The sequence below is a fragment of the Clostridium budayi genome, from assembly GCF_055396605.1.
Genome location: NZ_AP042456.1, coordinates 1,061,587 through 1,075,254 on the forward strand (window position 1 = coordinate 1,061,587; position 13,668 = coordinate 1,075,254).

Consider the following 13,668-nt stretch of genomic DNA (forward strand, 5'->3'; position numbering starts at 1 on the left):
TATTATAAAGATGGATGTGAATTTTTTTGCATCTTTCTTTTTTATATAAAATATACTAAATTTAACAAACAAAAGGTAGATTTTTTGTGGGAAAAATTATAAAATAGAGAATGTTACAAAAAGAATTATGTAATATAGAAGAGGAGAGATGTAATGTACATTATTAATTTTATAAGAGGGTTTTGTATGGCATTAGCAGATAGTGTCCCTGGAGTATCAGGAGGTACTATTGCATTTATTTTAGGTTTTTATGATAAATTCATAAATTCATTAAATAATGTAGTTGTTGGAAGTAAGGAAGAAAGAAAAGAAGCAATAAAATTCTTAATTAAATTAGGAATTGGTTGGGTAACTGGATTTATATTATCAGTTTTATTTATAACATCAGTTTTTGAGAGTCATATTTATGAAATAAGCTCAATGTTTTTAGGATTTATTATTGTTGCAATTCCAATAATATATAAAGAAGAAAAGGAAAGTATTTCTGGAAAATATAAAAATATTATTTTTTTAATTATAGGTATAGCAATTGTTGCAGGTATTACATATTTTAATCCAGCTACAGCGGGTGGTACTGGTGTTGATGTTTCAGTAGATAAGTTAACATTTAGTCTTGGAATATATGTATTTATTTCAGCTATGATTGCGATATCAGCTATGGTTTTACCAGGAATATCAGGATCAACAATACTTTTAATATTTGGACTTTATTCTCCAGTACTTAGTGCAATAAAAGAATTATTAAAGTTTAACTTTAAGTATCTTCCAGTAGTTATGATATTTGGTTTTGGAGTTTTAGCCGGAATAGCGATTACTATTAAAGGTGTTAAATATTCTCTTGCAAACTATAGATCACAAACTATATATTGCATATTAGGACTTATGATTGGTTCATTATATGCAGTTGTTATGGGACCTACATCATTAAAAACTGCTCAAGATCCAATGACATTTAATACTTTTAGTATTGTTTACTTTATAATAGGTGGGCTTATAATAATTGGTCTTGAAAGATTAAAAGTTCAACTTGAAAAAAGAAAATCAAATTAATTAAAGATTATTATAATCTCTAAAGTGAATTTTAAATTTACTTTAGGGATTTTTTATGTTAAAAATTAAAGGGAAAAATAAAGTAATAAAGAATATATTTAAATTAATAAGATTTATATTTAATAGTTAAATATAAGAATCTGTTAAGTTGTTATGAAAAAATAGCTTAATAAATCATAGATTTTCTCGTTCTTTGAAAATTATATAAGTTTGACTATATTTGCGCATGGCAAATAAACCTGCAAAATATAATTTTTCAAGCAGGTTAATCAAAGATATTCTTAATAAATTAAGCAGCTATAAACCAAGATTGCCTAGATAAATTATCACTAGAGAAGCCAGCGACTTCAGCGGGAGTAAGGTTATTTAACGACCCATGAATTCTTATAAAATTATAGTGAAATATAAACATAAAAATAAGATTATTAGCTTTTTCAAATGAGTTAAATCCTTTTTTGGACTTATACCAAGCTTTAAAAGTCTTATTAAAAGATTCTATAAGATTATTATTTATATCACTAGACATTGGCTTAACTGGTACATGTTTTGTTTCCGGTAATAGCGTAGCTATCGCTTCGTTATAAGCTGGCCATCTATCTGTAATTAGGTTAGAGGGTGAACCATATTTTTTAGCTTCATTGATCAGAGAAAAAGCAGAGCTTTCATTTCTATATCTACTTAAATGAAAAGATATTATAAATCGCGTTTCAGAGTCTATAACTAACCATAAATAATGTTTTACTCCGTTAATAAAAACAACAGTCTCATCAGCGTGCCAATCGTCAGATTGCAAATCTACTTGTTGTTTAAAGTTATCTGCTTTGAGTTTAAAGTATGGAGCAAATTTATTGCTCCAGTTAGCGATAGTTACATGAGACACTTTTATATTAAAGGTGTTCATAAGAAATTGAGATATAGCTCTAGTTGATGTATTGTTCAAGTAATATAATGTTAGTGCTGTAATAATAATTTGTAATGGGAATCGCATTCCTTTCATAGAAAGGGCCCCGGTAATAGCTTCGCTAGATGGTGAATCAATATTAAAATTATGATGTTGCACAATAATATGATTACATTTTTTATTATTACATTTATATCTATTATAGTGTTTGTAAGAATGATGTAAATAAGTTCCTTTATCACACTTTGGACACTTAGGATACTTCATTTTAGGAACTCCATCACCATCGCTAGCGATGAATTGGCGCTTACATTTTTTACATTGATATTTTTGATTAGCCTGTTTGTCAAAACCAAATTTATATAGTTTATTAGAGTGACAACGAGGGCATCTAATATTTGTTTTGTTCATTGTTTTCTCTCTCCTTTTCTAGGGGGTAATTTAGTCTTTGCAAACTTATTGTATTTCCTAAGGTTGAGAGAATCAATGTTCATATAACTTAACAGATCGAAATATAATATGGGGGGAATATTATGGGGATATATAAAGTAGGGATTAAACTAATGAAAGCCCAAAGGAAAGATAATATATTTTATATGATAACTATATTAGTATCCACTGCCTTAATATTTAATATGATAAATATATTAAATATTGAGGGAAGTGGATTTAATAATATTATTGAAAGAACAATATTATCTATGCCTATTTTAATTATAATTTTACTAATATGTTTTTTAATATTTTATACAAATAATTATTTAAGCAAATTAAAAGCTAAAGAAATAGCTATACAAATATTAAGTGGAGTTAATGTATTTAAGCTTGGTATTTCTTTAGCGATGCAAACTTCAATACTTACAGGTGTTTCATATGTTTTAGGTTTAATAATTGGACTTTTACTAGTTCCTATATTTTGTTTATTAGCAAAATCAGATGGAATTTACTTATTATCAAGGGAGGCATTTATTTATAGCTTATTGATTATGATTGTAGAATTTTTATTCATTAGTGTAATAAATATAGGCTATGGGTACAGAAATAGCATTACAGATCTTATAAATGATGAAGAAAGGGATTCTTATATTAGAGATAGTAGCAAGAAGAAAGGCTTATCTATAAAGGATTTTAGATTTTTTATATATACATTTCTTTCTTTAATATTTTTATTTATACCACAAGATAAAATGGAAGAGAACTCAACTTATGTACTACTTATATTTTTTATAACTATATATGGTTCGCTTCAAATAATAAATGTATTTATTCCAAAGTATGTAGATAAAATAAAAAATAAATATTTTAATAATAAAATAAAGATAATAGCAATTAATAATGTAAAAACAAAGATTATTAAGAATAAAATAATATCATTTCTAATTTTTTCAACATCAGTTTCAGTGATTTTTTCAATGCAAGTAGTTAGTAGTTTTGAAAAATTTAATTTATATAATAGAATAACTTTCATAATAAATATAGTCTTAATTGCTTTTATGATTATATATAGAGGGCTATATGATGCAACTAATGAAAAAAATACTTTAAATAGTTTAATATTAATTGGATATAAAAAAAGTGAAATAAAAGATATTATAAAAACTGAATTTAAATATTTTTATATTGCTTTTCTAGGTGTTCCTTTTTTTATGATATTTATGTATTTAATGATTCTTTTAATAAAAGGAATATTAGATATTATGTTTGTTTTTAGTTATATAGTGATATATATAGTCATAATGTCTATAACAGTATTCCTTACTTATTTTTTCACAATAAAAATAATTCAAAATAATAGTGTGGAGGGGTAAAAGAATGTATGCCATAGAAGCTAAAAATGTAACTAAAAAATATTATAGAAATTTTCAAGGAATAAAAATTCCTGCTATACATGATAAACAAGAGGAATATGTAACTACAGCATTAAATAGTGTTAGCTTAAATATTAAAGACGGAGAATTTGTTGTTATTATGGGGCCGTCTGGTGCAGGTAAGTCTACATTTTTAAATATGATATCTACAGTTGACTTTCAAACATCTGGGGTTGTTAAAATAAATGGTCAAAATATAAAAAAGATGAGTGAAAATTCAATAAGTGAATTTAGGTATAATAATTTAGGATTTATATTTCAAAATTGTAATACTTTAAGTAATTTAACAATCAAAGAAAATATAGTACTTCCTCTTACACTTGCAGGAACTTCTATAGAAGAGGCTAATAAAAGAGTTGAAAATATAAGCATAAGATTAGATATAAATGATATTTTAGAAAAATATCCAGATGAATGCTCTGGAGGACAAATACAAAGGGTTTCAGCTGCAAGAGCACTTATAAATAATCCAAGTATTATAATAGCAGATGAGCCTACTGGAAATTTAGATTCTAAAAATTCTTATGAATTATTATCATTTTTAAAAGAACTAAATGAGAAAGATAAAAAGACTATAGTAATGGTTACTCATGATGCTATGGTTGCAAGTTATAGCAATAGAATAATATATATTAGAGACGGAATTATAGAAAAAGAACTTATTAGAAATGATAAAGAACAAAAAGAATTTTTCTATGAAATTATCGAATATATTTCTAAAGAATCAGGATATTTTTTTAATAAATGAATAAATAAAAAGAGCCTATATTAGGTTCTTTTTTTATGTTAAAAAATAAAACTAGTAGAAAAACAGAGTTGCGACTATTAAATATATATATGAATTAGGTCTATTTTACTTATAAAGGCTAATAGTGCGGAAAATCCTATAACATGCCCGAAAATAGCGTTGATTTACCACAAAATGGGAGTATAATTCAATACATAATTTGTTTTGAAAGGGGAATTTGTTTATGGAGATAATAGCTATTTTATTATTAATTCTATTATTCATTATATCTACAATTTATATTGGAAAATATATGTATAGTATATTATTTAATACTAAATCATTTGTAGATCCGGTGATGGATAAGATTGATAATGGAATTTATAAAATATGTGGGGTAAAAGGAAAGGATATGAACTGGAAACAATACATAATAGCACTTTTAGTTACAAATGTAATTATGTTAGTTGTTGGGTTCATATTATTGATGACTCAAAATTATATTGTAGGATCAAGTAGTGAACTTTTAGATATGAATTGGCATACGGCATTTAATACTGCTATAAGTTTTATTACAAATACAAATCTTCAGGATTATGTAGGCGAATTGAATTTAACTAATATATCTCAAATGATTGTAATAACAATGTATATGTTCACTTCAGCTGCAACAGGGTTTGCTATATGTGGAGCATTTATTAAAGGCTTAACAGGACATAAATTTGGAAATTTCTATAGAGACTTAATAAGAATAATAACAAGGTTACTTTTACCAATATCAATAATTGCAGCAATAATCTTAATATCAGAAGGAGTCCCACAGACATTAGAATCCCATAGGGTTGTACAAACACTTGAGGGAGAAGCACAAACCTTAAGTTATGGACCAGTTGCTTCTTTAGAAAGTATAAAGCATTTAGGAACAAACGGAGGAGGGTTTTTTGGAGCAAATTCAAGCCATCCTTTTGAAAATCCGACGCCTTTAACTAATTTTATAGAAATGCTTCTAATGATGTTAACTCCAGGTGCATATTGTTATGTTTTTGGAAAAGCCTGTAGGAATAAAAAACAAGGACGAGCTATTTTTATAGCTGCATTACTTCTATTCTTAGTAGTAATTCCAGTTATATATTTTGCAGAAGCAAAAGGAAATCCTGTAATGAATGAGCTAGGTATAACTAATACTATTGGGAATATGGAAGGTAAGGAAGTTAGGAATGGAATATTTGATTCATCCTTATTTTCAGTAATTACAACATCATTTACAACAGGATCAGTAAATAATATGCATGATTCGCTAACTCCTATAGGTGGAGCCGTACCAATGTGGAATATGATGCTTAATTGTGTTTTTGGAGGTAAAGGTGTAGGATTTATTAATTTGTTATTGTATGCAATGCTTGGAGTATTTATATGTGGGCTTATGGTTGGAAGAACTCCAGAGTTTTTAAGAAAAAAAATAGAAGGAAAAGAAATGAAATTAATAGCCATAGTTATATTAATTCATCCAATATTAATTTTAATTCCATCTGCAATAGCAACAATGTTTGGACAAGAATCCTTAAGTGGATATCATGGTTTATCAGAGATAATATATCAATTTACTACATCAGCTGCAAATAATGGTTCTGGATTTGAAGGACTTAATGACACTACGGTATTTTGGAATGTATCAACAGGTATAGTAATGCTAATTGGAAGATATTTATCAATGATACTATTATTAAAACTTGCATCATTAATGAAGGAAAAAGCTCTTGTCCCTGAAAGTTCAGTGGCGTTTAGAACAGACACACCATTATTTGTTGGTGTATTAATAGTTACAATAATAATAATTGGTGCACTAACATTTATGCCAGTGTTAGTTCTTGGACCTGGGGCTGAATTCTTAAGCTTATAAATTTACAGTGGGGGATTTTAAAATGAAAGAAAAAAATAATGGAATAATTACTAAAAAGATAGCAAAAGAAGCTATATTACAATCATTTAAAAAATTAAATCCAAAAGATATGATAAAAAATCCTGTTATGTTTGTAGCATATGTTGGGATGATTATAACTGCAATTTTAACTGTAATACCCAATAGTAGTACATCTTATGAGGGAAGAATATACAATGGAATAGTTACTATTATTTTATTTTTCACTATATTATTTGCTAATTTTGCTGAAAGTATTGCAGAAGGAAGAGGAAAGGCTCAAGCGGATTCTTTAAAATCTAGTAAAAGAGATACTAAGGCAAAATTATTATTAAGCAATGGGAAATATAAAATAGTAGATGCAGTAGAACTAAAAAAAGGAGATATTGTTTTAGTTGAATGTGGAGATATGATTCCAAATGATGGTGAGGTTATTGATGGAATAGCATCTGTAAATGAATCTGCAATTACTGGTGAATCTGCACCTGTAATTAAAGAAAAAGGAGGAGATTTCTCTTCAGTTACTGGAGGAACTACTGTAGTTTCTGACTGGATAAAAATAAAGATAACTTCAGAACCTGGAGAATCATTTTTGGATAAGATGATTTCATTAGTAGAAGGAGCTTCAAGACAAAAAACACCAAATGAAGTAGCACTATCAACTCTTTTAATAGCACTTACTGTAATATTTTTAGTAGTTATAGTAACTCTATATCCCATAGCTAGTTTTGTTGGAGTAAAATTAGAGATTTCAACATTAATAGCATTACTAGTATGTTTAATACCAACTACTATTGGAGGGCTTCTGTCTTCAATTGGAATTGCAGGAATGGATAGAGTTACAAGATTTAATGTAATTGCAATGAGTGGAAAAGCTGTTGAGGCGTGTGGTGATGTTGATGTAATGATACTAGATAAAACTGGTACGATAACATTTGGAAATAGACTTGCAGCAGATTTTAGAGAAGTAGAAGGAGTTTCAAAAGAAGAGTTAATTAAATATGCATTAATTACATCTATAAATGATACTACTCCAGAGGGAAAATCTACAGTTGAACTTTGCGAAAAGCTTGGAATGAAAATAGAAAAAGAAAATTATAAAGATGCTGAATTTATAGAATTTAAGGCTCAAACAAAGAGTAGTGGTGTAAATTTAAAGGATGGAACGAGAATAAGAAAAGGAGCATTCTCTGCAATTACTGAGTTTGTTAAAGAGAATGGAGGAAAAGTTCCAAAAGATTTAGAAGAGATTGTAAATGGTATTTCTAAAATAGGAGGAACACCTTTAGTGGTTGCAAAAGAGGATAAAATATATGGAGCTATTTACCTTAAAGACACAGTTAAACCTGGCTTAGTAGAGAGATTTAGGAAATTACGAGAAATGGGTATAAAAACAATTATGTGTACAGGAGATAATGAGCTTACAGCTAAAACTATAGCAGAGGAAGCTGGTGTAGATGGATTTATCGCAGAATGTAAACCAGAAGATAAAATAGAAGCAATAAAAAATGAACAATTACAAGGAAAGATAGTTGCTATGACAGGTGATGGAACAAATGATGCACCGGCTCTTGCTCAAGCAAATGTAGGACTTGCTATGAATTCTGGTACAATTGCAGCAAAAGAGGCAGCTAATATGGTCGATTTAGATTCAGATCCAACTAAAATTTTAGATGTTGTAGGGATAGGAAAGCAACTTTTAATTACTAGAGGAGCACTTACTACTTTTTCGATAGCTAATGATATAGCTAAATATTTTGCTATAATTCCAGCTATGTTTACAATAGCAATTCCTCAAATGGAAATACTTAATATTATGGGACTTGGTAGTCCAAAATCAGCAATAATATCAGCACTTGTATTTAATGCTATTATAATTCCACTTCTAATTCCAATAGCACTTAAGGGGGTTAAATACACTCCTATGAGTCCAGAAAAAATTTTAAAAAGAAATATAACTATATACGGGATAGGTGGAATAATAGCTCCATTTATAGGTATAAAAATTATAGATGTTTTTATATCAAAATTATTGCTTATAGTTGGTATATAAGGGGAGAGAATAAATATATGGAATATTTAAAAAAGGGATTAAAAATAACTGTTAGTATGATTATTATTTGTGGAATAATGTATCCACTATTGATTACAGGAATAGGTCAATTATTTTTTAATTATGAAGCAAACGGAAGTGTTATGAAAGTAGACGGAAAAGAAGTAGGGTCAGAATTAATAGGTCAAAATTATACTGATGAGAAGTATTTTAATGGAAGAATATCAGCAGTTAATTATAACATTTCAGATAATGGAAAAGAAATAGATTCAACATCAGGATCACAAAATTTAGGTCCAACAAGTGATGTATTAAGAGAAAGGGCAAATAAAGATATAGAAAACTTTTTAAAGAAAAATCCTACTGTATCAAAGGATGAAATAACTGAAGAGCTTATATCACAATCAGGCTCAGGATTAGATCCACATATAACAGTTAGAGGTGCTGAAATTCAAATAGATAGAATATCTAAAGCTACAGGAATATCAAAAGATAAATTGAAAACATTAATAGAAGAAAATAAAGAAGGAAAGTTGCTTGGACTTTATGGAAGTGAAAGAGTTAATGTTTTAAAATTAAACATTGGAGTAGATAAACTATTAAAGGAAAAATAAAATATTAGATATTAAAAAATAGGATAAGCAAAATTACTTATCCTATTTTTAATCATATGGTACAACTATAATTTCAATATTCTTAGAACCTTCAAGTAATTTATTGACAGTCGATCCTCTGAAAAACTTTTGAAGTCTTGTACGTTTTGAATGTCCGATTATAAGTTTAGTAATATTTTTTTCTTTAGAAAATTTAATAAGCTCACTAGAAATAGATTTACCTTTAAGAGTTACAATTGTTGCATCAAATTTTTTAGCAAGAGTAATATTTTCATCTAATGTTTTTAAGATTTCTGGATTATCTTTTGGATAAATACTATGTGTACAATTAACATAAACTACATATAGAGGACATTTATACTTTTTTGCAATCCTAGCACCAAATCTAATTAATCTTTTACTTTTAGGATTAGAAGAAATTGATACCATAACTTTTTCAGCAGTGTGCCAGTTATCATGTATATTATGAATTTCTTTATATTCGTTTAAAGTACAATCAACTTCGTCTGCAATTTGTCTTAATGTAAGTTCTCTAAGAGCATTAAGATTTCCAATTCTAAAAAAATTTTTTAATGCTCTTTGAATTAAATCAGTTTTATATACATTTCCTCTTTTTAGTCTCTTTCTTAAAGAATCTGGTGGAATATCAATAACTACAACTTCAGCAGTAGCTATTATACTATCAGGTATAGTTTCTTGTACTATTACTCCAGTTATTTGACTTATAACATCATTTAAACTTTCTAGGTGTTGAATATTAACTGTTGCATATACATTAATACCAGCATTTAATATTTCTATAACATCTTCATAACGTTTTTTATTTTTAGATCCAGGAGCATTTGTATGCGCTAATTCATCCACAAGAACTAGTTTGGGATTTCTTTCAATTATTAATGGGACGTTAAGTTCTTTGAAAGTAATAGAATTATAAGAAATCTCCTTTAAAGGAAGTTCTGGAAGTGATTTAATTTGATTAATTGTATCTAATCTTCCATGACTTTCAAAATATCCAATTACAACATCTTCTCCACGATTATATCTTCTATTTGCTTCATTTAACATAGTATAAGTTTTTCCAACACCAGGAGCATACCCTAAAAATATTTTTAGTTTTCCTTTTTCTTCTGTAGCACAAATTTTTAATGCATCATCTGGACTTATTCTATCTTTAATCATAACATCACCTAACTTAGATTAATTTATGTTAGAAAGATCTTTTGAGAATTTTTTAAATAATATACCTTTCTCTGTGTCACCTAATTGAATTAATATATCTCCAAGTTCATTATATGTTTCTGGAATCATTGGATCTTTAAAAAGTTTTTCTTTTATTTCTTCAATAGGAAAATCAATAGAAACATTATTTTCAATTTTTTTAACATATGAAGATTTATCTTCAAAAAATAATTCAGTTAAGGTCTTCTTTATAGTATTTGCAGTAAATGGTTTTTGAAGATAAGCCTTTGCACCTAGTTTAGTTGTAGTTACTGCATTATTAACAGTACCAAATGCAGTCATTATAACAACTGGAAATGAGTAACCTTTAGAGCGGATAGTTTTAAGAAGTGATGTTCCGCTCATATTTGGCATTTTTATATCTATAAAAGCTATATCAAAGCTATTATTGTAGATTAAATCTAAAGCATCCATAGCATTGGAAGCTTGAATAACATTAAAATTTTCTTTTTCTAAACATTTTGATAATAGTAATCTTATATTCTTAGTGTCATCAACAACTAAAGCTTGTCTCATCTAAAATTCTCCTTTTTATAATAAAAATCTATATTTAACAATATTAACTCATATTAACTAAAATGACAATTTTATATACTTAAAGAATACAAGATTATTATTTATTAATTGTAAGAAAAAAGGAGAAGAATTAATGTAATTGGTTTTAATAGAAAGGATAATTTTTCTAAAAGGATAGTAATAGATTAGCTTAAATATATCACATATATTATAATTTTGTTAATAAATAGGATGGGGTGAAGTATGGGTGATAAAAACTATAAAAACAAAGATATTTCTTATTCTCTCGGTATTTTTGATATTTACTACGCTTAATTGTTTAGTATCTATAAATTATTTTAAAAAGCTTCAGAATTCAATTGATTCTATTATGAATGCAAATTACGATAGTGTAGTTGTAGCTCAGAATATGATAGAAGTTTTAGAGAGACAAGATAGTTTAGCATTATCAGTTATATTTAATGAGAATTTTGTATTTGAAAAATCTTTTGAGGAAAATAATATAAAATTTTTAGAATGGTTATATAAGGGAAAGGGGAATATAACTGAAATAGGTGAAAAAGATGTATTAACTAACATTGAAAAAATATATATAGATTATAAAAATAAAATTCAAATATTTCAACGAGTTAAAGATAAAGAGGGTAGTGAAAAGGTAAAAAGTTATTACTATAATGAGATACTTCCGTTATTTACAAAACTTAAAGAAGAATGTACTAATCTTTTAAATATCAATCAAGATTCTATGGTTAGTATGAAAGAAGAATCAAAAACTCTTGCCAATAATGCAAAAAATTATGTGCTTATTACTTCATTAATTGTATTACTTATAGGATTAAGCATAATAGGATATTTACTAAGGAAAATAATTCATCCTATAGAAGATTTAACGGTTGGAATAAAGAAAGTATCAGAAGGAGATTATGATTATAAAATACCGTTAAATAGGGAAAAAGAAATAAATTATGTTTTAGAAGAATTTAATCATATGGTAATGGAACTTAAAGACTATGAACGACTTAATATTAATGAGATATTAATGCAAAAACAAAAAACAGAAGCAATAATAGAAAGTATAAACTCTCCAATTATTGTTACTGATTATAACAATAAGGTTAATATGATTAACAAGTCAGCTGAAAGAATATTAGATGTAAAAGAGAAGAATGTAATTGATAGACACTTTTTAGAAATAATAGAAGAAAGAAAAATATTCAATATAATAAATAAATGTAAGGAGCGAGGATTCGGTTTTAGAAAATGTGAAGATATAGAATTAAATCAAAATAATGAAAAAGTTTATTATAGAGTTACTTCAACGCCTATAATATTTCATCATAGTGAAAATATAGGTACAGTAACAATTCTTCAAGACATAACTAAATTTAAAGAAGTAGAAAAAATGAAATCCGAATTTATTGCAGCTATATCGCATGAGCTTAGGACACCATTAACATCTATATCAATGGCTGTTTCAATGCTTATCGAAAATCAAAATAATTTTAAAGAAGATGATATAGAACTTATAGATATTATTAAAAGTGATAGTGAAAGACTAAATAGTCTTGTATTAGAATTACTAGATTTAAACAGAATAGAATCTGGAAAAATGAAAATGGAAATTAATGAAGTTAATATTAAGGATATAATAGATAAAATAAGCAATATGTTTAAAATACAATTAAATCAAAAAAATGCTAATTTAATAGTAGATATAAGTGGAGTATATAGAACAGTAAAGGCAGATATAACGAAAATATCATGGGTAATAGTAAATCTTATATCAAATGCTATAAGATATATTAAGGATGATGGAAATGGAATAATAGAAATAAAAGCTAGGGAAGTAAATAATGAAATGCTAATTTCTATTAAAGATAATGGAGAAGGAATATCAATAGAGAATCAAGATAAAATATTTGAAAAATTTGTTCAATTAAAAGATGAAAATGGACAGATAACTGGAACATCTGGACTTGGACTTGCTATATGTAAGGAAATCGTTAAAGAACATTGTGGTAACATATGGGTAAATAGCACGGTAGGGGAGGGAAGCATATTTTACTTTACCTTGAAATTAGGAGGTGTAATAAATGGGAAAAATATTAATAGTTGATGATGAAAAGAATATAAGGATAGCTTTGTGTAGATGTTTAAAAAATGAAGGATATAATATTACTTTAGCTAAAGATGGCCTTGAAGCACTTAATACAATTGAAAAACAAGATTTTGATTTAATATTAATAGATTATCAAATGCCAAAGAAAAATGGTATCGAAGTATTAAGAGAACTTAGGGAAAAAAATATAAAAACTAATGCTATAATTATGACTGCGTATGGTACTATTGATATAGCAGTTGATACAATGAAATTAGGAGCTGTTGATTTTATAAGTAAGCCTTTTGAATTAGAAAAAATAAAAATTATAGTTAAAAATAATATAAATAATTCAACTAAAAATAATAAAACATTAGATGAATATATATTAGAAGCTAAAGATTTAATAAAAAAAGGAGAATTAGAAAAGGCTAGAAACTGCTTAAAGGAAGCAATTTTAATAGATACAAGTAGTGCGAAAATCCAAAATCTTTTAGGAGTAGTTGAAGAAAAGATGCATAATAAGTTATTAGCACAAAAGTATTATAGAGCAGCTCTTTCACTAGATGCAACTTATACTCCAGCAGATAACAATTTAAAGAGAACTGTTCTATACTCATACAGTTTAAAAAATATAGATTTAGGATAAATAAAAAATAAGTACCAACTCACTTTAGCTGGTAC

General features: G+C 26.9%; 11 protein-coding genes. 8 read left to right on the plus strand and 3 right to left on the minus strand.

The window, feature by feature from the left end; translation table 11 throughout:
• Window positions 1-153 precede the first annotated feature (153 nt).
• Window positions 154-1,050 carry a DUF368 domain-containing protein gene (locus tag ACZ5TJ_RS04945; protein ID WP_464201699.1) on the plus strand — a complete coding sequence of 299 codons (897 nt, stop codon included), beginning with the start codon at window positions 154-156 and terminating at the stop codon, window positions 1,048-1,050.
• 289 nt (window positions 1,051-1,339) lie between these two features.
• Here the strand turns inward: ACZ5TJ_RS04945 and ACZ5TJ_RS04950 are convergent, their stop codons facing one another.
• On the minus strand, window positions 1,340-2,362 hold the full coding sequence (locus ACZ5TJ_RS04950) for an IS6 family transposase (RefSeq protein WP_464198879.1): 1,023 nt from the start codon (window positions 2,360-2,362) through the stop codon (window positions 1,340-1,342).
• Between the two features lie 122 nt (window positions 2,363-2,484).
• Between ACZ5TJ_RS04950 and ACZ5TJ_RS04955 the strand changes: the two genes are divergently transcribed.
• The 5 genes from ACZ5TJ_RS04955 to kdpC all read left to right on the plus strand — a co-directional run bounded on the left by ACZ5TJ_RS04955 (window position 2,485) and on the right by kdpC (window position 9,131).
• Complete coding sequence (locus tag ACZ5TJ_RS04955) at window positions 2,485-3,759, plus strand: hypothetical protein (RefSeq protein WP_464201701.1); 1,275 nt, start codon at window positions 2,485-2,487, stop codon at window positions 3,757-3,759.
• A gap of 4 nt (window positions 3,760-3,763) precedes the next feature.
• Window positions 3,764-4,567, plus strand: coding sequence for an ABC transporter ATP-binding protein (locus tag ACZ5TJ_RS04960; RefSeq protein ID WP_464201702.1), 804 nt, complete (start codon window positions 3,764-3,766; stop codon window positions 4,565-4,567).
• A gap of 223 nt (window positions 4,568-4,790) precedes the next feature.
• The gene (gene kdpA, locus ACZ5TJ_RS04965; RefSeq protein ID WP_464201703.1) at window positions 4,791-6,446 is read left to right on the plus strand and encodes a potassium-transporting ATPase subunit KdpA; all 1,656 of its coding nucleotides are present in this window, start codon (window positions 4,791-4,793) and stop codon (window positions 6,444-6,446) included.
• 22 nt (window positions 6,447-6,468) lie between these two features.
• A complete protein-coding gene (gene kdpB / locus ACZ5TJ_RS04970) occupies window positions 6,469-8,517 on the plus strand; it encodes a potassium-transporting ATPase subunit KdpB (RefSeq protein WP_464201704.1) in 2,049 nt (682 codons plus the stop codon).
• A gap of 17 nt (window positions 8,518-8,534) precedes the next feature.
• A complete protein-coding gene (gene kdpC / locus ACZ5TJ_RS04975) occupies window positions 8,535-9,131 on the plus strand; it encodes a potassium-transporting ATPase subunit KdpC (RefSeq protein WP_464201706.1) in 597 nt (198 codons plus the stop codon).
• 48 nt (window positions 9,132-9,179) lie between these two features.
• Here kdpC and ACZ5TJ_RS04980 read toward each other — a convergent pair whose 3' ends face one another.
• Both ACZ5TJ_RS04980 and ACZ5TJ_RS04985 read right to left on the minus strand, forming a co-directional pair.
• Entirely contained in the window at window positions 9,180-10,310 is a 1,131-nt protein-coding gene (locus ACZ5TJ_RS04980; RefSeq protein ID WP_464201707.1) for a sensor protein KdpD, read from the minus strand.
• Window positions 10,311-10,328: 18 nt separating this feature from the next.
• Window positions 10,329-10,886: a response regulator gene (locus ACZ5TJ_RS04985; protein ID WP_464201708.1), complete on the minus strand. Its 558-nt coding sequence runs from the start codon at window positions 10,884-10,886 to the stop codon at window positions 10,329-10,331.
• 247 nt (window positions 10,887-11,133) lie between these two features.
• On the opposite strand from ACZ5TJ_RS04985, the gene ACZ5TJ_RS04990 reads away from it, so the two are divergent.
• Together ACZ5TJ_RS04990 and ACZ5TJ_RS04995 are read left to right on the plus strand one after the other, a co-directional pair.
• Window positions 11,134-13,002 (plus strand): sensor histidine kinase, encoded by a 1,869-nt coding sequence (locus tag ACZ5TJ_RS04990; protein ID WP_464201709.1) that lies wholly within the window; start codon window positions 11,134-11,136, stop codon window positions 13,000-13,002.
• A complete protein-coding gene (locus ACZ5TJ_RS04995) occupies window positions 12,980-13,633 on the plus strand; it encodes a response regulator (protein ID WP_464201711.1) in 654 nt (217 codons plus the stop codon). The genes ACZ5TJ_RS04990 and ACZ5TJ_RS04995 overlap by 23 nt, the downstream gene beginning before the upstream one ends.
• The last annotated feature ends 35 nt before the right edge of the window (window positions 13,634-13,668 follow it).

Bases quoted from the DNA above. Each gene is read 5' to 3' on its own strand.
- ACZ5TJ_RS04945 (WP_464201699.1), top strand. From the start codon at position 154: ATGTACATTATTAATTTTATAAGAGGGTTTTGTATGGCATTAGCAGAT.
- ACZ5TJ_RS04950 (WP_464198879.1), bottom strand. From the start codon at position 2,362: ATGAACAAAACAAATATTAGATGCCCTCGTTGTCACTCTAATAAACTA.
- ACZ5TJ_RS04955 (WP_464201701.1), top strand. From the start codon at position 2,485: ATGGGGATATATAAAGTAGGGATTAAACTAATGAAAGCCCAAAGGAAA.
- ACZ5TJ_RS04960 (WP_464201702.1), top strand. From the start codon at position 3,764: ATGTATGCCATAGAAGCTAAAAATGTAACTAAAAAATATTATAGAAAT.
- kdpA (WP_464201703.1), top strand. From the start codon at position 4,791: ATGGAGATAATAGCTATTTTATTATTAATTCTATTATTCATTATATCT.
- kdpB (WP_464201704.1), top strand. From the start codon at position 6,469: ATGAAAGAAAAAAATAATGGAATAATTACTAAAAAGATAGCAAAAGAA.
- kdpC (WP_464201706.1), top strand. From the start codon at position 8,535: ATGGAATATTTAAAAAAGGGATTAAAAATAACTGTTAGTATGATTATT.
- ACZ5TJ_RS04980 (WP_464201707.1), bottom strand. From the start codon at position 10,310: ATGATTAAAGATAGAATAAGTCCAGATGATGCATTAAAAATTTGTGCT.
- ACZ5TJ_RS04985 (WP_464201708.1), bottom strand. From the start codon at position 10,886: ATGAGACAAGCTTTAGTTGTTGATGACACTAAGAATATAAGATTACTA.
- ACZ5TJ_RS04995 (WP_464201711.1), top strand. From the start codon at position 12,980: ATGGGAAAAATATTAATAGTTGATGATGAAAAGAATATAAGGATAGCT.